This window comes from Streptomyces sp. NPDC059224, assembly GCF_042754285.1.
GTDB lineage: Bacteria > Actinomycetota > Actinomycetes > Streptomycetales > Streptomycetaceae > Streptomyces.
In genome coordinates this window covers 158895-181652 of the sequence record NZ_JBHZAN010000020.1, presented here as the reverse complement: position 1 = coordinate 181652, position 22758 = coordinate 158895, and the positions used below count along the sequence as shown (strand labels likewise).

Below are 22758 nucleotides of genomic sequence, written 5' to 3'. Positions count from 1 at the left end.
GATCAGTTGGCCGGAAATTTTCACTGCCGGGGAATCTTCGGGCGAGTTCGTTCGTCCTTGTTCATGGGCGATGGGTGCGAAATCGGCCACAGGAGACGTATCTCGCGCCCGTGCGGCGTAAAACAGCGCAAGCCGGGCAGCCACTGGGGAGCCGGGGTCATCGGACACCGGCGCGAGGGGGACTGTCGGCGGTGGGGAGTGACACCTTGATGGGGACGGCTCAACGGCAGTTGGCGTCCGAGGACGGCACGGCGGCACGTACGGCGGTGCGCCCGGGACCCGGGGCTCCGGACGGTGGCCCTTCGCCACGGGGTGGCGACGAGGAACCCTCCGGTGCGCGGGCGCGTACACAACAGCAGGCACAGTACCGGCCGTTGTGGGTCGAAGAGCCGGCCAAGCGGTACCGGATGCCGGATCCGGTGCGTACGTCGGCGGTGCGGGCGCTGATCATCATCGCCGTCACCCTGATCCAGGCCATGGTGGCGTTCTTGTGCACGATGGCGGAGTCCTGGCTGGCGTTCCCGATGGTGATCAGCAGCGTGGCGAGCACGGTGGTGGCCACCTGGGGCGCGGTGGACGTCCTGGTGACCCGCCAGGTGTGGAACCAGCGCAACGGCGTGGTCTCGGAGCCGAGCAGCACGGCGCGCTCGCTCCGCCGCGAGCGGCGCGCGGCCCGGCGGCGGCAGCGGGCCGCCGAGCGCGAGCAGGAGCGGATACGGCGACGGGGCGGCAGCGCCGGGCAGCTGTCCCACCTCTGAGACCGGGGCGCGGCGTCAGGCCGACGGCCTCTTGAACATGCGGGTCGCCGTGATCTCGCTGTGCCCGGCCTCCCCCGCCTGCGGCTGCTGCGGCAGCCCAGGGCGCAGGTGCTCCTCCACGCTGATGTACTTCAGTCCTGCCCTGAGGTCGGCGTCGTTCCGCAAGCGGATGACCAGCGGGAACTCGGCCAGCGCGGTGGTGTCGAACAGCCCGGTCGTGTAGAGCAGCTGTACGCCCAGGGCGTCCGACACGGCCCGCTGGAGCTCCAGCAGATAGGTGGCGTTGGCCCGTCCGATGGGGTTGTCGAGGAACAGCGTCCCCGCGTGCCGGTGCTTGTCGCGCCCGCGGTCGTTGGACCTGAGCGCGGCCATCGTGCAGTACAGGGCGATGGCCGCGGTGAGCAGCTGCCCCCCGGAGAACACGTCCCCCATCTGCCCCACCGGCACCCGCTCCGCGCGCAGCACGGCGTCCGGCTTGAGGATCTCGACGGCGACCCCCTTCGGCTGCAGGGCCGCCGCAACCCCCCTCAGCAGCAGGGACATTCCGTCCCGCCGCAGGTCGGAGTTCTTCTTCACGGCGGCCCGGGTCGCCTCGTCGACGACCTCGCCGAGCCGCTCCGCAAGCGTGGCCTGGTCGGGTTCCTCGAACCGGATCCGCAGGAACTCCTGGCCGGACCACTCGCCGAGCCCCTCGGGCAGCCGGGACAGCCGCTGGGCGGACCGCAGGGTCGCGAGGGCCGATTCGACGAGCCCGCGCAGCCGGTCCACGATCGAATCGCGGTTGCGTTCCAGCTGGGCCAGCTCGTCGGTCAGCACCCGCAGTCGGGGCGCGAAGGCGTCCGCCCACTTCTGGGCGTGCTCGGGCAGGGCGGAGGCGGGCAGTTCACGGATCTGCTGCCGTGCGGGCGTCCGGACGGCCTCGTACCGTGTGGAGTTGGCGTGCCGCACGAGTACGTCGCTCGCCTCGCGCACGGCGGATTCGGCGGCGGAGAGATCACCGGCGCAGCCGCGCAGCGACCGGCGGGCCTCGGCGGCGGACTGCCGGGCCTCCTCCAGGGTGCCGGAGTAGGGCTCGGGCTCCTCCTGCTCCTCCTCGGTGACGTGTTCGCGCAGCAGGTCGCGGAGCATGGCGGCGATCTCGTCGAAGCCGCCGGCCGCGTCCTCGGCCGCGCGATGGGCGGCCAGCAGTTCGGCGTGTGCCTCGCGGGCCTGGGCCAGGGCCTCGGTGCGGGTGGCGAGTTCGGCGGTCGCGGTGCGCAGCAGGGCCTGCGCGTGCTCGGCGTCGCGCGGCTGGAGCTCCTCGGACAGCTCGGTGTGCGCCGCGCCGTCCTCGGGGGCGTGCCGTTCGGCCTCGCCGCGCAGCCGGCCGAGCTGCTCGCTCGCGGTGGACATCCGGGTCTCCAGGAGCTGCACCAGCTCCTCCGCGCGGGCGGCGGCGGCCTGCCGGGACGGCCCGTCGGAGCCGTCGGGCGACTGCAACAGCTGCTCCGCGCGGGTGCGGACCTTGTTGGTCAGCCGTTCCAGCTCCGTGAGCGCGGTGCTCTCGTCGCTCTCCGAACGGGCCTGCTCGGCGCGGAGGTCGGCGCCGACGCCGACCTTCTCGTACACCTGTGAGGCGGCCCGGTAGGCCTCACGGAGTGCGGGCAGCGAGGACTTGGGGCCGTCCTCGTCGGCTTCCGGTACGTCGTCGGGGGCGCCGGCGATCTCCGCTCGCTCGGCGCGCAGCGCGCGGGCGGTGCGGCGGGCGTCGTCGGCGGCGCGCTGGGCGCCGCGCCGGTCCTCGTCGGCGACCCGGGCGCGCTCCAGGCAGGACTGGGCGCGGGCCTCCGACTCGGCGGCCTCGTCGGCGAGTTCACGCAGTCTGACCTGCCAGCCGGCCCGCTCGCGCAGCCGGAACGCGAGGCCGGCGAGGGCGTCGGCGGCGCGGCGGGCCCTCTGCGCGGCCTCCTGCCGTTCGTCGCGCACCTGGGCGGTCTCGGCGGCCGTCTCCTCGGCCTCGGCCCGCGCGGTCCGTGCCTCGGCCAGTTCGGCCTCGGACTCCTCGGCGAAGGCGCGGGCCTCCCGCGCGGCCAGGGCCAGCTCCCCGAGCCGCCCGGCCGGGCAGCCGGTGCGCCAGGAGGCGAGCCGGGCGGCCAGCTCACGGTCCTTGCCGAGCCGGGCGGCGAGGCCGCGGATCTCGTCGTCCCGCTCGGTGGCCCGGGCGCGCAGCGCCTGTCGCTCCTCGTCGGCGGCGTGCTCGTCGTGCATGGCCGGGTTCGGCGGTACGAGGAACACGTCGCCCGGGGTGGCGTCGGCGGCCGGGGCCGGTGCGAGCAGGGCGGCGGCCGTACCGACGGCGACTGCGGAGCGCGGCAGCAGGGCGGCCTCGCCGAGCGCCTCGCGGGCCCGTGCGTGGGTGTCCGGGTCGGTGATGATGACGCCGTCGACCAGTTCGGGACGGGCGGCGAGCACGCGCGCGTGGTCCGTCGGATCGACGGCCTGGGCGAGATAGCGCCAGCCGGGCAGCGCGGGGATGCCGTGCTCGCCGAGGTACTCGACGGTGGCCAGCACGTCGGGGCCGGGCGGCAGCAGCCCGCCGTCGCCGAGGGCGCCGAGGATCCGGGAGTCGTCGGCGGCCGCGGTGCGCAGTTCGAACAGATGCCGTTCGGCGGAGCCGACGGCGTCGTCAAGCAGCTCGCGCAGTTCGTCGGCGAACCGGTCGAGTTCCTCGGCGCCGAGGCCCTCGTCGGTGCCCTCGCCCCGGGGCCGCGGGATGGTCGTGCGGGAACCGGTGAGGCCCAGCAGCTCGGTGAGGCGTTCCTCCGCGGCCAGGGTCTCCGCCAGGCGCTTCTCGGCGTCGTAGGTCCGCTCGGCGGCCGTCGCGGCGTCTGCCGCGCGGGCGGCCGTGAGCTCGGCGCGGGACTCGGCGGAGGCCGCCTCGCGCGCGTGCTCGGATGCCTTGCGGGAGGCCTCACGTGCGGTGTCCCAGGCGGCCACGGCCGTCTTCTCGGCGTCGCTGGCCGCGAGCGCGGCTCGGGCCGGGTCGGCGTCCGGGGCGCTGTCGTCGAGCCAGCCGGCGCGGACCGCCTCGGCGGTCTCCTGCTCGACCTCGCCGAGGCGTTGGCGCAGATGCCCGACCTCGCTGCGGGCGCGCTGCGCCTCGGTGGCCGCGGAGGTCGAGTCCCGGTGCGCGCCGTCGCTGACCTCCTGGAGGGCGGCGGACCGCTCCTCCTCCTCGTTGGCGAGGTGCTCCGCGCTCTGGGCGGCCGCGTGCAGGGCCCGTACGAGGTCGACGGCGGCCCTGGCGCGGGCGGCGAGCGCGGGCGCCGCGTCCCGTTCGGCCTCCTGGATGGCGGCGGCCACGCGTGCGACGCGGTCGGCGGCGGCGCGGTGGCGCAGCACGGCTTCGGCGGCCTGCCAGGCGGAGTGCAGGGTGCGGGCGTCGGCCAGCTCGCGCTTCTGCGCGGCGGCGGACTTCTCACCGGCGGCCAGGGCCAGCGAGGCGTGCCGGTAGGCGAGTTCGGCGGCGATCAGCGCACTGCGCTCGCGGGCGCCCTCGGAGTGCGTGACGGCGTACGCGGCGGCCGTGACGCGCTGGGCGAGGTCGGCGGCGCGTACCCGCTCCTGCACGCCCCGGGCGGACAACCGACGCGCGATCGTGCGGGTACGGCGCTCGGCGCCCGTGTGGATGTCACGCGCGCGGCCCCGCGCCTCGGCCGCCTCGACGATCCGCCCCAGCAGGTCCACCGACCCGGCGGTGAAGTCCCGCTCGGCGATCAGCTCGGCGCGGCGCCCCAGCTTGTTGCCGAAGCCGCCGACCAGGTCGGCGAGTCCGTCGGTGTCCCGGGTGTCGGTCACGGCCCGCAGCAGCAGGTCGGTGAAGTCGGAGTCCTTCTTGACCGCGAAGAGTCCGGCGGCCTCGCCCTCGTCCGCGTTCATCTCCCGCTGGTAGCGGAAGAGTTCGGGGTCGAGACCGAGGTCGCCGAGATGCTCGATCCAGCGGTCGTGGATCTCCTCCCAGTGCACCTCCAGATGCGGGTACGCCTTGCCCGCCTCGGTGAGGGCGTCCCGGAAGCCCTTCATGGTGCGCCGCCGGCCCTGCGCTCCGGAGGAACCCTCCACGGGCGGGCGTACGGCGGTGGACTCGGCGACCGGCAGATTGTCCAGGGCGAGCCCGGGTCCGGGCCGGAACGAGTACCAGGCCTCGGCGAACTTCCGCGGGTCGTTGGAGACCTGCCGTCCCCGCCACTCGCTCACCTTGCCCACCACCACGCACTCACCGGTCAGCGTGTGCTGCCACTCCAGGGCGACGTGCCCGCAGTCGTCGGCGAGCAGGAACTTGCGCAGCACGCCGGAGCTGGCGCCGCCGAGGGTGTTGCGGTGCCCCGGCAGCATCACCGAGAAGATCAGCTTGAGCAGGACGGACTTGCCGCCGCCGTTCTCCAGGAAGAGCACGCCGGCCGGCGCGGGCCTGCGCGGCGGGCCGGCCGGCTCCTCCTCGAAGAACTCCGCCTGGGTGGGGGCCGGGTCGGGTACGGGCCGGCCGACGCCCCGCAGGTCCAGAACGGTGTCGGCGTAGCGCGCACCGGCGGGCCCGATGGAGTAGAGGCGGACCCGGGACAGCTCGTACATGGCGGACTCTCGTAAGTCTGGGGAAAGGTGCGGTGGTTCTGGACGGTCAGGGGCTTCAGGAGTGGAACGGCAGCCCGGCGTCGGCGACCAGGTCGTCGCCGTCGTCGGCGGGCAGCAGGCTGGCAGTGCCGTCGGTGACCGGGACGACGCCGAGCTCCAGCAGTTCGGCCATGGCGGCGCTGCCGGCCATGTCCCGCACCTGGAGCTGGTAGCGGGCCGTGGTGCGGTAGGTGCCGCCCTGGTCGTCGCCGGTGCGCTGGAGGAACCCCGAGTCGGTGAGGAAGACGACGGCCTTGCCGATGATGCCGGTGGTGGATCCGGCCAGCCTGCGGGCGTCCTTGGTGGCGCCGGTCGCGCTGCGTCTGGCCCAGATCCGCCAGGCGGCCTCCAGGCCGGGCGCGTCGGTGGCCGGGTCGGTGTTCTCCCCCAGTTCGTCGGCCCGCTCCTCCAGGCGGCGGCAGGCCTGCCGGACGAAGGTGTCGACGCCGTTGACCGTGATCCGTCCGATGTAGCCGTCGTCGGCCAGGTCCTCGGGGCGCGGGAACGCCAGCGCGGCGACGGCGAGGTGCGCGAGCCCGTGCAGGAACCGGTCGCCGCCGTCGGCGGAGGTCCGGCGCGCGTAGTCGCCCATGCGTACGGCGAACACCGAGTCCTCGGCGGCGGTCACGGCCATCCCGGCGCGGGGCGACACCTCCAGCACCACGAGTCCGAGCCCGGCGGCCACGGCGTCCGCGAGCCGCGCGAACGCCGGGTCCTCCCGGTAGCGCCGCAGCAGCTCGGTGTACTCCTGATCACGCGCGGGCTGCAGCTTGGGCTGCAGCCCGAAGGCGACGAGTCGCGCGGCATCGGCGGCATCGGCCGGGGTGACGGCGGCATGCGCCGACCCGGCGGGCGCCTCGGCCTCGACGTACTCGCTCACGACGACCACTCCTCATTCTCTGCGACACGGTGGCGGGCGAGCGCCCCGAAAGGGGCGCGGGGAACTGCGCGACCAGCCACCACGGCGCCGCATCCGGCACACGACATCAAGCCGCCTCGGTCCGGTCCGCGGCCATCCCCACCGCGTCCAGCAGCGCGGTCCCCACGATCAGATCCGCCCCGCCGAACTCGGGATCGTCCAGCTCCGTCCCGTCGTCCACGGCGAACAGCAGCTTCTCCTCACCCTGCCGATACGCCGTACCGACCGCGGGACTGGCCGCGTGCACGGCCAGCAGGGCGACCAGGTAGGGCAGCTCGGGGTCCCGCGTGCGCGCCTCGGCGAGCAACCCCGACAACCGCCGCGGCGCGTCCGCCGGAAGGTCCAGCAGCTCCATGGCGGCGGCGAGCTGCTCCTCGCTGAACCGGCTGTCGTCCGGCGTGGCGATCAGGTCCGGCTCCGGCATCTCCGCACCCAGGTGCTCCCGCTCCACGGGCGGCGTCAGCAGTATGTCGACGAGGTCGCCCACCCGCACCGACACCGGTGTCCGCAGCCCGGTCCCGCGGGCGAAGAACGCCCCGGTGACCCGCCCGGCCTGTTCCAGCGGCAACGGCAGCAGCGGCGCGAGCAGGTGTCCGTACAGGTCGGTTCCGGACGTCGTCATCGGCGTCGCGAACGCCTGCCTGTCCTGCTCCGCGCGGAACAGCGGCCCGGCCTCCAGGAGACGGGACTGCAACTGCGTGTGGCGTCGGATGCAGTCCTTGACGATGTCGACCAGTTCGGCGGCGCGCCGCTTGTTCTCCGGTTCCTCGGTCTCGTCACGGGCCTTGCGGATGTTGGTGAGGATCGCGTTCTCGTGCCGGTAGCGGTCGGCGACGTGGTCCAGCGCCTCGGCGATCATGTCGGGGACGGCGTCGAGCCAGTCGACCGCGCGGACATTGCGGCGGGTGGCGTCAAGGGCGCGGCGCAGGGTCTCCGAGTACTGCACGGTCCGGTAGCGGGCCTGTTCGGCGGCGAGCTGGGCGTCGGCGAGGCGACCTCGGCTGATCAGCACCTCCAGCTTGACCTCGGCGGCGATCTGGGCACTGGTGACGTCCGTGTCCAGGGCCCCGACCAGGACGTTGACCGCCTCGTCGGTCGTCCGCAGGTACACCGTGCCGCCGGGGCCCGGCACCTCCTCGATCAGCTTGAAGTCGTAGTCCCGGCGGACGTACGACCCGTCGGGCGCGAAGGTGCCGTACACCGCGCGGAAGCCGCGGTCGACGCTGCCGACGTTGATCAGGTTCTCCAGGACCCAGCGGGCCACGCGCTCGTGCTCGGCGACGGGGCGGTGCGGGGTCTGGGCGGAGATACGGGGGATCAGCCGGGCGACGATCTGCTCGTGGTCGGCGCCGGTGTCGAAGTCCATGTTCAGCGTGACCAGGTCGATGGCGGAGAGGGCCACCTCGGCCATGCCGTACACCGAGTACTCGCCCGCGAGGTTCGCCTTGCGCGTGTCCAGGTCGTGCAGCGGCGCGGTGCAGGCGAGCGCGCGCAGCCGCCGCGCCAGCCCCTCGTCGGCGGCCGGCCCCGGTGCGGGGCGCGGCCCCGCGCTGAGCTGGGGCGGAACGCTGTCCGTCGTCGCAGGCGAAGTCACGGTGCACAGACTAGGTCCTGGGTCTGACATCGGCCCAAACGACGCGGGACGCTCCCCGGTGGCACCGGGGTGACGTCAGGCCGGTTCTTCGGGCGGGGCCGGTGGGGGCCGACCGCGCAGTTCCCCGCACCCCTGGCGGGACGCCGCTGCCTAAGGAGTCAGATCCTCGCCGACCCGGCGGCGGTAGACCTCGACCACTCGTTCCAGGGAGTCCGTGAGGTAGGTCTCAAGGAGTTGTTCCGCGCCGCGCCTGTCGCCGCCCTCCAGACACTGGAGGATGTCCCGGTTGCGGGCCAGGTACGGCTCGTGCAGGGCGTGCGGGTCGTCGACCACGTGGAACGCGAGGCGGAGTTCGGCGAAGACGCTGCGCATGAGTTCGTCGGTGCGTTCGCTGCCGGCCAGGGCGACCAGTTCCCGGTGGAAGTGGATATTGGCCGTACCCACTGCTTTCCAGTCATCTCCGGCCGCCGCCTGCCGGCCTTCGCTCACCGCCGCCGAGAGTCCGTCAAGGGCGTAGGGGGGCTCACCGAGACCGCGTACGACGGCGCACTCGACCAGGGAGCGGGTGCGGTAGATGTCCTCGACGTCCTCGACGGTCAGGACCCGGACGAAGACGCCCCGGTTGAGTTCGTGGACCAGCAGGCGCTCGTGGGTGAGCAGCCGGAACGCCTCGCGCAGCGTGTTTCGCGAGACGCCCAGCGCGCCGCCGATGCCGTCCTCCGACAGGCGGGTGCCTGGCGGGAAGTAACCGTCGGCGATGCGGCTCCTGAGGATGTCGGAGACCCGCTCCGCGGTGCTGGTGCGCCCGAGGAGGGCACGGTCGTCGGTCAGTCCCGACAGCTGCTCTGCCATGCCCGGAATTCAACCGCAGACACCGGGACGAAACAACGTGGGTATTGAAGGATCGTTGAACGATCCCCTACGGTGCTCAACACGCTCATCTCCGCACGGCACCGCATCGCTCAGCCCCGCACCCTTCGTCCCCCCTTTCTTCTGCGAGGTGCTCATGAGCACGACCCCTCCACCGCAGTCCCTGGCCTCCGACACACAGCCCGGCGCGGGCGAACGCGCTCCCGATGACGGCGCGTTCGGCTGGCTGCGCGCCCTCGGCCCGCGCGGCCGGCACGCGTTCGCCGGAGCTTTCGGCGGCTATGCCCTGGACTCGTACGACTACTTCACCCTGCCACTGAGCATGGTCGCGCTCGCGGCGTACTTCGGCCTGGACAGCGGCCAGACCGGCCTGTTCACCACCGTCACCCTGGTGGTCTCCGCGGTCGGCGGCGCCGCGGCGGGCGTGGTCGCGGACCGGGTCGGCCGGGTCCGCGCCCTGATGATCACGGTCATCACCTACGCCGTCTTCACGGTGGCCTGCGGCTTCGCCCCCAACTACGAGACCCTGCTGGTGTTCCGGGCCCTCCAGGGCCTCGGCTTCGGCGGCGAGTGGGCGGTCGGCGCGATCCTGGTCGCCGAGTACGCGAGCGCCCGGCACCGCGGCCGCACCCTGGGCGCGATCCAGAGTTCGTGGGCCGTCGGCTGGGCCCTCGCCGTGTTCGTCTACACCCTGGTCTTCTCGTTCGCCGGCGACGACTTCGCCTGGCGGGTCATGTTCTGGACCGGCGCGCTGCCCGCGCTGCTGGTGGTGTGGCTGCGCCGCCGTGTGCACGACGCCCCGCAGGCGGTCGCGGTACGTGAACAAAGCCCACGGCGCGGCTCGTTCGCCGCGATCTTCCGTCCGGGCACGGCCGAGGCGCCGGGCCTGCTGCGCACCACGGTCTTCGCGGGCCTGCTGTCCACGGGTGTCCAGGGCGGCTACTACACGCTGGCGACCTGGGTCCCCACGTACCTGAAATCCGAGCGCGGTCTGTCGGTCGTCGGCACCGGCGGCTATCTGACCTTCCTGATCTCGGGGGCCTTCCTCGGCTATCTGACCGGCGGGTACCTCACCGACCGGCTGGGCCGGCGCCGCAACATCTGGCTGTTCGCGCTGCTGTCGGCGGTCTGTGTGCTCGCGTACGCGAACATCCCGGACGGCGCCAACACCACGCTCCTGGTGCTCGGTTTCCCGCTCGGCTTCTGCATGTCGGCGATCTTCAGCGGGTTCGGTTCCTACCTCAGCGAGCTGTACCCGACGGCGGTGCGTGGCACCGGGCAGGGCTTCACGTACAACGCGGGCCGCGCGGTGGGCGCGGTCTTCCCGACCCTGGTGGGCTTCCTGGCCGACAGCTGGGGCGTGGGAGGTGCGCTGGTCTTCGGCGCGGCCGGGTACGGGCTCGCCGCCCTGGCCCTGTTCGGACTGCCGGAGACGCGCGGGAAGGAACTGGCGTGAACCGTACGGAAGACCGCCCCGTCACCCTCGTCGACGGGCACGCGCACGCGTGGAGTCCGAAATCCGCCCGGGCCCGGTTCCGGCAGGGCCTCACGGGCGCCACGGCCGGGGTCGCGGCCGGTCACACTCAGGCCAACCTGATCTCGGTGCCCGCCGACTGGGCCTACGAGATGCTGCTGTTCTGCCAGCGCAACCCCAAGCCCTGCCCGGTGCTCGACGTCACCGACGCCGGCGGCACGGCCACCGTGCTGGCGGACGGCGCGGACCTGCGCACCGACCTGCCGCGCTATCGGGTGTGGCGGCACGGGGAGTTGGTGGACGAGCCGACGGACGCGACCCCCTACTGGCGGGACGACCTGGTGACGTTCCTGCTCGGGTGCAGCTTCACCTTCGAGTGGGCGCTGGCCGAGTCGGGGGTCCCGATCCGCCATGTCGAGCAGGGCCGGAACGTGCCCATGTACGTGACCAGCCGCCCGTGCCGCCCGGCCGGCCGGCTGAGCGGCCCGGTGGTGGTGTCGATGCGCCCGGTCCCGCCGCAGCATCTGTCGGCCGCGATCCGCGAGAGCAGCCGGCTCCCGGCGGTGCACGGCGGCCCCGTGCACTGCGGCGATCCCTCGGCACTCGGCATCCACGATCTCGGCCGGCCCGACTTCGGCGACCCGGTGGACGCCGGCCCCGACGACATCCCGGTGTTCTGGGCGTGCGGGGTGACCCCGCAGGCCGCGGTGATGGCCTCCCGGCCGCCGTTCGCCCTCACCCACGCGCCGGGCCAGATGTTCATCAGCGACGCCCGCGACGAGCAGTACCGCGTCGCCTGACACGAGAGACAGCTGATCCATGATCTCGATCGACCTGAACGCCGACCTGGGCGAGGGCTTCGGCCGCTGGCGGCTCACCGACGACGAGCAGTTGCTGTCCGTCGTCACCAGCGCCAACGTGGCCTGCGGCTTCCACGCGGGGGACGCGGCCACCATGCGGCGGGTCTGCGAGCTGGCGGCCGCGCGCGGGGTGACGATCGGCGCCCAGGTGTCCTACCGGGACCTGGCGGGGTTCGGGCGGCGCGCGATGGACGTGCCGCCCGCCGAGCTGGCGGCCGAGGTGGCCTATCAGATCGGTGCGCTCGAGGTCTTCGCGCGCGCCGCCGGCGCCCGGGTGGCGTATGTGAAGCCGCACGGCGCGCTGTACAACCGGGTGGTGCACGACGAGGAGCAGGCCGCGGCGGTGGTCGACGGCGTGCTCCTCGCGAGCGCTTCGCTGCCCGTTCTCGGGCTGCCCGGTTCACGGCTGCTGGCGCTGGCCCGGACGGCGGGACTGCCCACCGTCGCCGAGGCGTTCGCGGACCGCGCCTACACCGACGAAGGCAGGCTCGTCCCGCGCGGGCGCGAGGGTGCGGTGGTGAGTGACCCGGAGACGGTCATGCAGCGCTCGGTGGAGCTGGCGCGCTCCGGCGCGGTCACCGCGCACTCCGGCACGCGCATCGCCGTACGCGCCCGCTCCCTCTGCCTGCACGGTGACACCCCGGGCGCCGTGGAGCTGGCACGCAGGGTCCGCACGCGGCTCACCGAGGCGGGCGTGACCGTGACGGCCTTCGCATGAGCACGGACACGAATTCTCAGACCTCCTCGCCCATGACCACACACCTCGTCGGAGACGACGCCCTCCTGATCGAGGTCGGCTCCGGCGCGGCGGCCCAGGCCCTGCACGCGGAGCTCTCGCGCCGCCGCGCGGAGGGCTCGCTGCGGGTCGCCGAGATCGTGCCGGCCGCCCGCACGGTCCTGCTCGACGGGCTCGACGACCCGGCCCGCCGGGCCGCCGAACTGGCCGCCGCAGAGATCCCCTTCACTCCCCCACGCACGCGTGCGGCCGTCGAGCTGCCGGTGCGCTACGACGGCCCGGACCTGGCCGACGTCGCCGCGCACTGGCGGGTGCCCGAGCGGGAGGTGGCCCGCATCCACGCGGCGACCGAGTTCACCGTCGCCTTCTGCGGTTTCGCGCCCGGCTTCGGCTACCTCACCGGACTCCCCGGCCGGTACGCCGTGCCGCGCCGTGCCACGCCGCGCACGGCGGTGCCCGCGGGCGCCGTGGCGCTGGCCGGGCCGTACACGGGCGTGTACCCGCGTTCCTCGCCGGGTGGCTGGCAGTTGATCGGGACGACGGAGGCGGTGCTGTGGGACCACGCGCGCGTGCCGGCCGCGCTGCTGACCCCGGGTACGCGGGTGCGGTTCGTGCCGGTGGGGGACGCATGACCGACCGAGCGCTCGTCGTCGTACGGGCCGGGGCGCTGACCACCGTGCAGGACCGCGGACGTCCGGGGTACGCGCATCTCGGCGTACCCCGCTCGGGGGCGCTGGACGCGCCCGCCGCGGCGCTCGTCAACCGGCTGGTGGGCAACTCCCCCGACGCGGCCGTCCTGGAGACGACCCTCACCGGGTGTGCCGTCCGGCCACGCTCACCGGTGGTGGTCGCGGTCGGGGGTGCGCCGGGTCCGGTCACGGTGGGCGGCCGCCCGGCCGCGTGGGGCGCGCCCGTGGTGGTCGCGGCCGGGGAGCTGCTGGAGGTGGGAGCGGCCCGGTCCGGCGTACGCAGTTATGTGGCCGTCTCGGGCGGGATCGCCGTGGAGCCGGTGCTGGGCAGCCGGGCCACTGATCTGCTGTCCGGGCTGGGACCGGCCCCGCTGGCGGACGGCGCGGTGCTGCCGCTGGGCGCTCCGGCGGGCCCGCACGCGCGCGTGGACGTCGTACCGCAGCCGTCCCCGCCCAGCGAGCTCGTGCTGCGGGTGACGCTCGGACCGCGCGCCGGCTGGTTCACGCCCGCGGCCGTCCGGGCCTTCACCTCGCGCGCGTACCGCGTGTCGTCGGCGAGCAACCGCATCGGGCTGCGCACGGAGGGGCCCGCCCTGGAGCGAGCCCGTACCGGTGAACTCCCCAGCGAGGGCATGGTCCTGGGCGCCGTCCAGGTGCCGCCGGACGGCCGTCCGGTGGTGTTCCTGGCCGACCATCCGACCACCGGCGGCTATCCGGTGATCGCGGTGGTCCGCGCCGCCGACCTGCCGGCGGCCGCCCAGGCGGTCCCGGGCGTCCCGGTCCGCTTCACGGCCGTGAGCCGTCGCTGAGCCGCCGGGCGGCCGCGTCCGGCACCGTCGCCCGCGCGTGCCGTCATCGCCCTCACGCGGCGTCGGCGGGCCGCTCCGGCGCCTGGAGGGCAGCCAGCGCGGCGGACACGGCGGCGGACGCGCTCAGGTCCAGTCGGGCGCTGGTGCCCCTGCGACGGTGCCGCATCTCGTCGACGGCCAGCCGCAGCAGCTGGGGCAGCAGGTCCCGGCAGCGCCTGATCACCCAGGCGGTGCCGGCCGTGGCCAGCCAGAGGAGACTCGCCCTCTTCGTCGGCGCCGGGAACTCGGGCTCGGCGGACGGTGCCGTCCCCGTCGCCATGCCCAGCGGGGCGAGCAGGGCGTGGAAGCGGACGGCGAGCTGCCGGTGCCCCCGCTCGCACGGGTGCAGCCGGTCCGCGCTCCACATCGCCCGGTCGGTGAGCCAGGCGCCCTCCGCCGCGTGCAGATGGACCGCTCCGTACCGCTCGGACAGGGCGTGCACCACCGCGTTGACCGCACGCCCCCGGCGGGCCAGCGGCCGGGCCAGTGCGCCCGGCAGTCCCCACATCGAACCGGGGTCGGGCAGGCACGCCGTGAGCAGGGTCGCACCCTGCGCCGTCAGGGCCGCGTAGACCTTGTCGAGCCGTTCGGCCACCGCGTGGATGTCGAAGGTGCAGCGCAGGGTGTCGTTGACGCCGATGACGACGGCGACGATGTCGGGGCGCAGGTCCAGTGCGGCCTGGGTCTGACGTTCCAGGACGTCCCGGGTCTGCGCCCCGCTGACCGCGAGATTGGTGAAATCCACGTCCCTCGCGGCGAGTCCGCCGGCGAGCAGCGCGGCCCAGCCGCGCCACCCGTCGCCGGCGGGGTCGCCCACGCCCGCGGTCAGCGAGTCGCCCAGTGCCACGAACCGAACCGCTCTCATGCCACGCCCTCCGGCACGACACGACGGACCGGCTCCGGCGTCGCGTTCTCGTCGTGACGGCACGGCACCGGCGCGTCGTGCGCGGCGAGGAAGGCCTCCACCGCCGTCCCCCAGCCGAAGCACTCCGCACGCGCGCGTGCCACCTCCCGGCGCTCGGGACCGGGCCGCTCCAGGAGCAGCTCCACCGCGTCGGCGAAGGCGTCGCCGCGGTCGGCGGCGGTGGCCCCCGCGGACCCGATCACCTCGGGCAGCGCGGAGGAGGCGCTGGCGACCACGGGCGTCCCGCAGGCCATGGCCTCCAGGGCGGCAAGCCCGAAGGTCTCGGCGGGTCCGGGCGCCATGGCCACGTCGGCGGACGCCTGCAGCGCGCCCAGGGTGTCCCGGTCGGAGACGTGCCCGAGGAAGGTCACCGGCAGCCTGCGCTCCCGCGCGCGCTGTTCCAGCCGCGCCCGCAGCGGCCCGTCGCCGGCCACCACCAGGACCACCCGGCGACCGCGTCTGACCAGCGCCTCCACGGCGTCGAGGGCGGTGCCGGGCCGCTTCTCCACGGACAGCCGCGAGCACATCACGAGCAGTGCCTCGTCCTCGGTCGCGTACCGGGCCCGCAGGTCGAGGTCGCGCATCGAGGGGTGGCGGCCCGTGAGGTCGACGCCCAGGGGGGCGCGTACGACGTTGCGCGCGCCGATGCGGATGAACTCGCGCTCGGCGAACTCGGTGGTGCACACCACGCGCGCGTAGGTGTGCGCCGTACGGATGTTGAGCGCGTCGGCGGTGCGCCGGGACATGTTCTCCGACATGCCCCAGGTGCGCAGGACACCGTCGGCGGTCTCGTGGGAGACCATCACGGCGGGGATCCGGGCGCGCCGGGCCCAGCGGCCGGTCCAGCGCAGGGTGGTGCGGTCGGACACCTCCAGGCGGTCCGGGGCGAGGTGCTCCAGGAGGGTCTGCACGCGGGTCTTGTCGACCAGGACGCGGTAGCCGCCGGTGCCGGGCAGCACCGGGCCGGGCAGGGTGATGACCCGGCCCTGCTCCTCGACCCGGTCCGAGTAACGCTCGCCGGGCACGATCAGGACCGAGTCGTGACCGGCGGCCACGAAGCCCTTCCCGAGTTCGCGCAGGGCGGTGCGCAGGCCGCCGGAGGAGGGCGCGACGAAGTTGGCGAGCCGGACGATGCGCAGGGGCGCGGACGAGGAGACGCTCATGCCGCCACCACCGGCCGGCGTGCCGCGAGCACGTCCTCGTAGTGCTGGATCAGCTGGTCGCCGACGGCGGCCCAGGTGCGGCCCTCGACGGTCGCGCGGGCGGCGGCGCCGAAGGCGGCCCGCATCGCGGGGTCGGCCACCAGGGAGGCCACGGCCTCACGGACGGCACCCGCGTCGCGCGGCGGGACCAGGAAGCCGGTGCGGCCGTGGTCGACCAGGTCGATCGGGCCGCCGGCCGCGGGCGCGACGACCGGGACGCCGCTGGCCATGGCCTCCTGGACGGTCTGGCAGAACGTCTCGAAGGGGCCGGTGTGCGCGAAGACGTCGAACGAGGCGAAGATCCGGGCCAGGTCGTGGCCGGTGCGGCGGCCGAGGAAGACGGCGCCGGGCAGCGCCTCGGTGAGATGGGGCTGGCTGGGACCGTCGCCCACGATCACGACCTTGACGCCTTCCAGGCCGCAGACCCCGCCGAGGAGTTCGATCTGCTTCTCGGGGGCGAGGCGGCCGACGTAGCCGACGACGACCTCGCCGTTCGGGGCGATCTCGCGGCGCAGCCCCTCGTCGCGGAAGTCGGGGCGGAAGCGGACGGTGTCCACACCGCGCTGCCACAGCTGGATCCGGGGCACCCCGTGCGACTCCAGGTCGCTGATCGAGGCGGTGGACGGAGCCAGGGTGCGGTCGGCGGCGCCGTGGACGGACCGTATCCGCCGCCAGGCGGCCGCCTCGCCGGCGCCCACGTAGGTACGGGCGTATCCGGCCAGGTCCGTCTGGTAGACGGCGACGGCGGGGACGCCGAGCCGGGCGGCGGCGGCCATGCCGCGGACACCGAGGATGAAGGGGCTGGCCAGGTGGACGACGTCCGCGCGGTGCTCGATCAGTGCGGCGGCGAGTTTGCGGCTGGGGAGAGCCACGCGGACCTGGGGATAGCCCGGGAGCGGGAGGGAGGGGACGTGGACGACAGGGCACGGCGCGGCGGCCGCCGCGAGCCTGTTTCCGGGGGCGGGAGCCGGAGCGACGACGAGGGGCGCGTGACCGCGATCGACGAGGTGTCGGGCGGTCTGGAGCGCGCAGTGGGCCACGCCGTTCACATCGGGGGGAAAGGATTCGGTCACGATGACGACACGCATACCGGTGTTGTCGCCGCGCTGGACGTGGCCGCGTCAAAGTGGATCTTTCCGAATGTTAAACGTCCCATGAGCGTTGCCCTGCACACCGGAGCGGGCCAGCCGGTGTCCATGCCCGGCTGGTCTGTCGGTCACCGCTGGTTCACTTGGCGGGCGGACTTCCGCGAAGGGAACGTGTGCGGGACCCTCCGTGGTTCCCGGGACGAAGCCGTAGTTCCGGGATGAAGCCGTGGTCCCGGGATGAAGCCGTGATCCCCCGTGGCGATGCCTCACACGGCGGGTGTGTCCGGTCCGATACGGCTGCGGACGGCCGTCTGGACCTCGTCCTCCTCGGCGGGGTCCGCGGCGAGCCGGCGGAGTTGTTCGACGACCCGGGCGTCAGCGGTCTCGGCGTGCCGGGCGGCGATCTCGCGGGTGGTCTCCTCACAGTCCCAGAGGCATTCGACGGCGAATCCGGTGGCGAAGGAGGGGTCGGTGGCGGCCAGGGCGCGGGCGGCGCGGCCGCGCAGATGTGACGAGGCGGTCTCGCGGTAGACGTGCCGCAGGACGGGCGCGGCGCAGGCGATGCCGAGGCGTCCGGTGCCGTCGACGAGGGTCCACAGGGTCGGTGCGTCCGGGCCTTCGCCGCGTACGGCCTCCCGGAGCGCCGCGAGGACCAGTTCGCCGTCCTGGGCGCCGCCCCGGCAGGCGAGCATCCGTCCGGCGGCGGCGCCGAGGGCGTCGGGCCGGCGGGCCCAGCCCCGGGCGCGGTCGACGGCGGCGATGCTGCGCATGCGTTCGAAGGCGTCGACGGCCGCCTCCACGACGGCGGCGGTGCCGTCGGCCACGGCGGCCTCGATCAGGCTCAGGGCGTCGGGGTCGTTGCTGTCGGCGAGGTAGCGCAACGCGGTGCAGCGGGCCCCGTCGGTGCCGTCCTTGGCCGCCTGCAGGATCTCCGGCCGGTCCTCGGGACCGGCCACGGCGACCAGGCAGCGGGCGGCCGGCACGTGCAGGGCCGCGCCCCGCTCTACACCCTGCTGGGCCCACTCGAAGACCGCGCGCACGCTCCACCCCGGACGGGGCCCGGTAGGTCGCATCTGGCGCTGCCAGCGGTCGAAACAGCCGGTCTCCTGGGCGGCACGCACGCGCGTGGCGATCGATTCCCGGGGATCCTCGGCCCACAGCCGCCAGGGCCGTGGTTCGAAGGCGTCCCGTACGGCGGTGGCCAGCTCGGCCTCGCCCTCGGCGTCCGTGGTGAACCGCGCGAGCACCGGGGCGGCCAGCGCGCACAGGCCCGCGTCGTCGTCGCGCAGCGCCAGCTCGTCCAGGGCCCAGGCCCAGTTGGTGCCGGTGGCGGCGTACCTGCGCAGCAGCACGAGGGCGTCCCGCCTGCCGTAGGAGGCCAGGTGCCCGAGCACGGCCAGCGCCAGGCCGGTACGGGACTCCTCGGTGTCGAGGACGTCGTCGGGGTCGAAGAGATGCGCCTCGATGGCGTCCAGCTCGCCGTTCAGGTCGAGGTACAGGCGGGCGTAGTAAAGGGAGCGGTTCTCCACCTGCCAGTCGTGGCGGGGATCGCGGAGCACGCAGTGGTTCAGTGCCGCGAGCGCTTCGGCGCGCGGGGCGGTGAGCGCGTGCAGCGTGCCGTCGCCGCGGCCCCGCTGGAGCAGGCCGAGCAGCGTACCGCTGGGCGCTATGACCGGATCGAACATGGGAAACAGCCTCACATCAAGCGTCGACGCAACCGGAGAACACGTACTACCTGGCCGCGTGACACAACGTCGGAGCGCCCGCCGTCTCTTGCTTGCTGTAGACCATTTCTCTCTGCCTCTCGTCAGTGGCCCATGCGGGCCGCGTCACGGCCCGCGCGGTGCGGCATCACCTGCCCAGCCATCGCGTCCATGAATCACGACGTCATGATGACTCGGCACTTCGACCTGCCGCGACCGAAATTTCGGCGGCCCTGTACCGCCTCCCCCGTTTTGTGTGTTTTCGCTGGTCGGAAGGGATGGTTCAGCTGATACCGAACAACTCGAGAAGTTCTGCCTTGCCGAACATCCGAGCGGTGTCGACGGCCGACGGAGTACCCGCGGCGGGGTCCGCGCCGAACGCCATGAGCGCCTCGACGACCTCGGTCTCACCCTTGAAGGCCGCACCCGCGAGCGGGGTCTGGCCTCTGTCGTTGATCCGGTCCGCGTCGGCACCACGGGCGAGCAGCTCGCGCACCGCGTCGGCATGCCCGTGGTAGGCGGCGAGCATCACGAGGGAGTCACCGCGGTCGTTGGTGAGGTTGGCCGGAACGCCCGCGTCGAGATACGCCACGAGCGCCTCGGTCCGTCCCTGCCGGGCCAGATCGAAGATCTTGGTCGCCAGCTCCACGACCTCGGGGTCGGGGGCTTCGCTCATCGAACGGACCGCCTCTCCTGTGTGCTGCGGGGACTTCCGCGGACAGGGGGAGCGTACGGCAACGGGCGGGCCGCGCGGCCGTACGAGTGAATCGCCAGCGTACTGGCTTCAGGGTGCGCACGACCGGAACCGCCCGAGGGAAGATCACCGCGGCCGCGCCGTCCGGTCCGGTCGGCAGAGGCCGGAACGATCCACCGGTCGAGTGAAATCGACTTGATTTCACCCATTCGCACCTTTAATCGTATAGATACCTTCTGTGATGCTGGAAGAACTCATGGTGACTGTCCCCCCTCGACACCAGGAGATCGCAAATGATCCTCTCCATCTCAGGCGTCATCGTGCTCGGCATCATCGTCTTCCTCTTCTTCCGCAAGGACGGACTGAAGCCGTCGCACGCCACGGTCTCGGCGCTCTTCGGCTTCTATCTCGCCAGCACGGCGATCGCACCGAGCATCAAGGCCGGCGGCGAGAGCCTGGCGAGCCTGCTCGGCGGCATCAAGTTCTGACCTCCCTCCCGTCCCTACGCACCTTCAGGAGGCAGCAGTGGTCCGGCGCCCTCTCCCCCGCATTCTGAGCAACGGCACCGCGCAGCTCGCCCGGAGCAGGGAGCTGGCCCGGACGGCTGCCGACAACGCCACCGACGTCCTCCATCCGCTCATCACCGTCACGCGCGGGCTGCGCCGGCTGGCCTCGGCCGGCCGGCGCAAGTGGGCGGAGACCCCCAAGGACAAGCGTGGCCCGCTGCTGTTCCTGGTGGCCTCGGTCGTCCTGGTCGTGGCCCTGGTGCCGTACGGACCGCTGCTCGCCGTCATCACCCTGATGGCGGCGAGTGCCTGGCACGGCCGCGACCGCACCCCGCCCACGCCGGAGGGCCCCGACGAGTCGCAGACCCAGCGGCTCCAGTCCCTGTACGAGGCCCTGGTGCCGTACTTCTCGGCCGCCGAGGACCCGGCGCCGCTGTACGCACACGGCGGGGAGTGGGAGAAGGCCTTCCTCTCCCACGAGTTCGACGAGGCCGGCCGCGTCCGGCAGCTGCTGATCCGCTACCCCGCGTACTTCCCGGACGGCGAGCCCGGGGCCCGCGCACGGATCGAGTACCTGCTCACCGCGAAGTCCGGGCGCGGCCGCGAGTACCACTTCGCGTGGGACGAGGAGGGCAACCGGCTCACGGTGACCGCCCTCGCCCCGCTGCCCACCGACATCGCCGCCCAGCGGTTCGTCACGTCGCCGGGCGAGACGGTCCTGGGCTTCACCGACCCCAGCGAGGTCCAGCGCACGCTCCCGCTCACCTACGGCGAGGAGCAACGCGACGTCCCGCCGGTCGTCTGGCGTACCGGCGCCCGCTCCACCGAACCTCATCTGCTGGTCATGGGCCGCCCCGGCAGCGGCACCTCGACCCTGCTGCGCTCGGTCGCCCTCCAGGCCCTCCAGTACGGCGACGTGCTGATCATCGAGGGCGGCGGCACCGGCGAGTACGCGTGCCTCTCCGGCCGGGACGGTGTCCTCGCCGTGGAGTGCGGCCTCGCGGGGGCTCTCGCCAGCCTCGAATGGGCCGCGCACGAGACGGAACGGCGGCTCATCGCCGTCAACCGCGCGCGGCAGGCCGGCCATCCGCCGCCGGACGACTGCCGGCGTCCGCTGTGGATCCTGCTGGACCGTCCCGGTCCCTTCGTCCACCTGGCCTCGGCGAACGGCCACAAGGACCCGCAGACCCTGCTCCAGACCCCGCTGCGGCACGGCCGCGCGGCGAACGTCACCGTGGTGGTCGCCGAGCACCTCGACAGCACGGACGCGGTGAGCGAGGCGTTGCGGCAGCACACCCGCGCGCGTGTCGTGCTCGGGCCGGCGCTGCCGGACGAACTGGAGGCGGCGCTGGGAGCGCCGCCGCACACGACACCGCTGGCCCACATGCCGCCGGGCCGGGGCTACGCCCGGCTGGGCCACGGCCCGGTGCTGCGGCTCCAGGTGCCCTCCACACCGGACCCGTACGACGACGCGACCAGCGACACGGACCGGCAGGCGGTACTGGACCTGCTGCCGCCGCGGAGCGGCCCCTCCGAGCCGGCGGAGCAGCCGGACCCGGTGGAGGCGGCGCCGATGGAAGTGGCCGTCTCCGAAGCCTGAGGCAGGAGGCGGTCGTCCGGCTGCGGGCCGCGGAGGGGGGGCTGATCGCGCGGTTCCCGCGCCCCTGAAGGCGCGACGCGGTCGCCGAGAGCCCCGCAAGGCGCGCGGGGAACCAGCGGCGCCCGGCCCTCACCGGCCCGTCCGACCACCGCCCGACCGCTCCTACGCCACGAACGTCCTCGGCGCCTCGCCGCCGCCGGAGGCGCCCGCCTCCACCAGCCGAGCCGCCGCGGCCAGTCGGCTCGCCGCCTCCTCCGCCACCGCTCCCCCCACGGTGAACGGAAGCCGCACATAACCCTCGAACGCGCCGTCCACCCCGAACCGTGGCCCGGACGGGACGCGCACCCCCACCCGCTCCCCCGCCTCCGCCAGCCGCGACCCGGACAGCCCGCCCGCCCGGACCCACAACGTCAGCCCGCCCCGCGGCACCTCGAACTCCCAGCTCGGCAGCGCCCGCCGTACCGCGGCCAGCAGGTCGTCCCGGTTCTGGCGGGCCTGTGCGCGGCGCACCTCGACCGCCTGCTCCCAGCCCCCCGTGCCGAACAGCCAGTTCACCGCCAGCTGCTCCAGCACCGGCGTCCCCAGGTCCGCGTAGGCGCGCGCGGCGACCAGGCTCCGGATGACGTCCGGGGCCGCGCGCACCCACCCGATGCGCATGCCCGCCCAGAACGCCTTGCTGGCGGAGCCGACGGTGACCACGGTCGAGCCCGCCGGGTCGAAGCCGCAGACCGGGCGCGGCATCTCCACGCCCTCGTCCAGCCACAGCTCGCTCATCGTCTCGTCGACGACCAGCACCGTGCCCGCCGAGCGGGCCGCGTCGACCAGCCGGCGGCGCTGGTCCTCGTCGGCCAGGGCTCCGGTGGGGTTGTGGAAGTCGGCGACGACGTAGGCGATCCGGGGCGCCGCCTCCCGCAGTACCTGACGCCAGCGGTCCAGGTCCCAGCCCGTGAGGCCCTCCGCCATCGCCACGGGAACCAGCCGGGCGCCCGCCTCCCGCATCAGCTGGAGGATGTTGGCGTACGAGGGTGACTCGACGGCGATCCGCTCACCGCGCCCGCCGAAGAGATGACAGATCGCGTCGATCGCGCCCATCGCACCGGTGGTGACCATGATCTGCTCGGGCATCGTGGGGATCCCGCGCGCGGTGTAGCGCTCCGCGATCATCGCGCGCAGCACCGGGAGTCCGGCCGGGTAGTCGCCGTGCGTGCGGGCGTACGGCGGGAGTTCTTCCAGGGCGCCCTGGACCGCGCGGGTCAGCCACGGCTCGGGGGCGGGCAGGGCGGCGGTGCCCAGATCGATCAGCGAACCGAGCGCCTCGGGCGGCAGCGGTTCGAGGCCGCGGGCGGGCAGCGGGTTGCCCGCCGGGACGGCGGTCCAGCTGCCCGCGCCCCGCCGGGACTCCAGGAATCCCTCCGCGCGCAACGCCTCGTACGCCGCCGCGACGGTCGTACGGCTGACGGACAGCGCGAGGGCCAGTTCGCGTTCGGCGGGCAGCCGGGCGGCGACCGGGACGCGTCCTTCGAGGACCAGCAGGCGGACACCGTCGGCGAGCGCGCGGTAGGCGGGCGGGCGCCGGGTGCCGGGGCCGGCCGGACGGTCCTGCTGCGAGTGGAGCAGCCGGGCGAGCTGTGCGGCACCCACTGCCGAGGTCCACTGCGCCATG

19 protein-coding genes are annotated in these 22758 nt (G+C 74.0%); 9 read left to right on the top strand and 10 right to left on the bottom strand.

The window, feature by feature from the left end; all coding sequences use genetic code 11:
- Positions 1-209 precede the first annotated feature (209 nt).
- Entirely contained in the window at positions 210-758 is a 549-nt protein-coding gene (locus ACFXI4_RS23530) for a hypothetical protein (protein ID WP_362728072.1), read from the top strand.
- A 15-nt stretch (positions 759-773) separates the two neighbouring features.
- On the opposite strand, the gene ACFXI4_RS23525 is transcribed toward ACFXI4_RS23530, so the two are convergent.
- The 4 genes from ACFXI4_RS23525 to ACFXI4_RS23510 all read right to left on the bottom strand — a co-directional run bounded on the left by ACFXI4_RS23525 (position 774) and on the right by ACFXI4_RS23510 (position 8773).
- Positions 774-5369: a hypothetical protein gene (locus tag ACFXI4_RS23525; RefSeq protein WP_384994031.1), complete on the bottom strand. Its 4596-nt coding sequence runs from the start codon at positions 5367-5369 to the stop codon at positions 774-776.
- A gap of 55 nt (positions 5370-5424) precedes the next feature.
- On the bottom strand, positions 5425-6288 hold the full coding sequence (locus ACFXI4_RS23520; RefSeq protein WP_384994029.1) for a hypothetical protein: 864 nt from the start codon (positions 6286-6288) through the stop codon (positions 5425-5427).
- A 106-nt stretch (positions 6289-6394) separates the two neighbouring features.
- The gene (locus ACFXI4_RS23515) at positions 6395-7921 is read right to left on the bottom strand and encodes a hypothetical protein (protein ID WP_384994027.1); all 1527 of its coding nucleotides are present in this window, start codon (positions 7919-7921) and stop codon (positions 6395-6397) included.
- A gap of 150 nt (positions 7922-8071) precedes the next feature.
- Positions 8072-8773 carry a GntR family transcriptional regulator gene (locus ACFXI4_RS23510; RefSeq protein WP_384994025.1) on the bottom strand — a complete coding sequence of 234 codons (702 nt, stop codon included), beginning with the start codon at positions 8771-8773 and terminating at the stop codon, positions 8072-8074.
- Positions 8774-8927: 154 nt separating this feature from the next.
- On the opposite strand from ACFXI4_RS23510, the gene ACFXI4_RS23505 reads away from it, so the two are divergent.
- From ACFXI4_RS23505 to ACFXI4_RS23485, 5 genes are read left to right on the top strand one after another with little or no spacing between them, the layout of a single operon-like run.
- A complete protein-coding gene (locus ACFXI4_RS23505; protein WP_384994022.1) occupies positions 8928-10247 on the top strand; it encodes an MFS transporter in 1320 nt (439 codons plus the stop codon).
- A complete protein-coding gene (locus ACFXI4_RS23500) occupies positions 10244-11065 on the top strand; it encodes a putative hydro-lyase (protein ID WP_384994020.1) in 822 nt (273 codons plus the stop codon). Before ACFXI4_RS23505 ends, ACFXI4_RS23500 begins: the two co-directional genes overlap by 4 nt.
- Before the next feature lie 19 nt (positions 11066-11084).
- The gene (locus ACFXI4_RS23495; protein WP_384994018.1) at positions 11085-11843 is read left to right on the top strand and encodes a LamB/YcsF family protein; all 759 of its coding nucleotides are present in this window, start codon (positions 11085-11087) and stop codon (positions 11841-11843) included.
- A 32-nt stretch (positions 11844-11875) separates the two neighbouring features.
- A complete protein-coding gene (locus ACFXI4_RS23490) occupies positions 11876-12493 on the top strand; it encodes an allophanate hydrolase subunit 1 (protein WP_384994016.1) in 618 nt (205 codons plus the stop codon).
- Positions 12490-13359 carry a biotin-dependent carboxyltransferase family protein gene (locus ACFXI4_RS23485; RefSeq protein ID WP_384994013.1) on the top strand — a complete coding sequence of 290 codons (870 nt, stop codon included), beginning with the start codon at positions 12490-12492 and terminating at the stop codon, positions 13357-13359. The genes ACFXI4_RS23490 and ACFXI4_RS23485 overlap by 4 nt, the downstream gene beginning before the upstream one ends.
- Positions 13360-13411: 52 nt before the next feature.
- Here ACFXI4_RS23485 and ACFXI4_RS23480 read toward each other — a convergent pair whose 3' ends face one another.
- Genes ACFXI4_RS23480 through ACFXI4_RS23470 form a run of 3 tightly spaced genes read right to left on the bottom strand, consistent with a single transcriptional unit; the run spans position 13412 to position 16592 of the window.
- Positions 13412-14263 carry an SGNH/GDSL hydrolase family protein gene (locus ACFXI4_RS23480; RefSeq protein WP_384994011.1) on the bottom strand — a complete coding sequence of 284 codons (852 nt, stop codon included), beginning with the start codon at positions 14261-14263 and terminating at the stop codon, positions 13412-13414.
- Positions 14260-15465: a glycosyltransferase gene (locus ACFXI4_RS23475; RefSeq protein WP_384994008.1), complete on the bottom strand. Its 1206-nt coding sequence runs from the start codon at positions 15463-15465 to the stop codon at positions 14260-14262. The genes ACFXI4_RS23480 and ACFXI4_RS23475 overlap by 4 nt, the downstream gene beginning before the upstream one ends.
- Complete coding sequence (locus ACFXI4_RS23470) at positions 15462-16592, bottom strand: glycosyltransferase family 4 protein (RefSeq protein WP_384994005.1); 1131 nt, start codon at positions 16590-16592, stop codon at positions 15462-15464. Before ACFXI4_RS23470 ends, ACFXI4_RS23475 begins: the two co-directional genes overlap by 4 nt.
- Here ACFXI4_RS23470 and ACFXI4_RS23465 point away from each other — a divergent pair.
- A complete protein-coding gene (locus ACFXI4_RS23465; RefSeq protein WP_384994076.1) occupies positions 16494-16814 on the top strand; it encodes a hypothetical protein in 321 nt (106 codons plus the stop codon). The genes ACFXI4_RS23470 and ACFXI4_RS23465 overlap by 99 nt on opposite strands.
- A gap of 44 nt (positions 16815-16858) precedes the next feature.
- On the opposite strand, the gene ACFXI4_RS23460 is transcribed toward ACFXI4_RS23465, so the two are convergent.
- A complete protein-coding gene (locus tag ACFXI4_RS23460) occupies positions 16859-18277 on the bottom strand; it encodes a HEAT repeat domain-containing protein (protein WP_384994002.1) in 1419 nt (472 codons plus the stop codon).
- A 301-nt stretch (positions 18278-18578) separates the two neighbouring features.
- On the bottom strand, positions 18579-18971 hold the full coding sequence (locus ACFXI4_RS23455; RefSeq protein ID WP_384994000.1) for an ankyrin repeat domain-containing protein: 393 nt from the start codon (positions 18969-18971) through the stop codon (positions 18579-18581).
- A gap of 311 nt (positions 18972-19282) precedes the next feature.
- Here ACFXI4_RS23455 and ACFXI4_RS23450 point away from each other — a divergent pair, with 311 nt between their 5' ends.
- Entirely contained in the window at positions 19283-19477 is a 195-nt protein-coding gene (locus ACFXI4_RS23450; RefSeq protein ID WP_046731976.1) for a hypothetical protein, read from the top strand.
- Positions 19478-19514: 37 nt separating this feature from the next.
- On the top strand, positions 19515-21095 hold the full coding sequence (locus ACFXI4_RS23445; protein ID WP_384993998.1) for an ABC transporter ATP-binding protein: 1581 nt from the start codon (positions 19515-19517) through the stop codon (positions 21093-21095).
- A gap of 162 nt (positions 21096-21257) precedes the next feature.
- Here ACFXI4_RS23445 and ACFXI4_RS23440 read toward each other — a convergent pair whose 3' ends face one another.
- Complete coding sequence (locus ACFXI4_RS23440; protein WP_384993996.1) at positions 21258-22757, bottom strand: PLP-dependent aminotransferase family protein; 1500 nt, start codon at positions 22755-22757, stop codon at positions 21258-21260.
- Between the last annotated feature and the right edge of the window lies 1 nt (position 22758).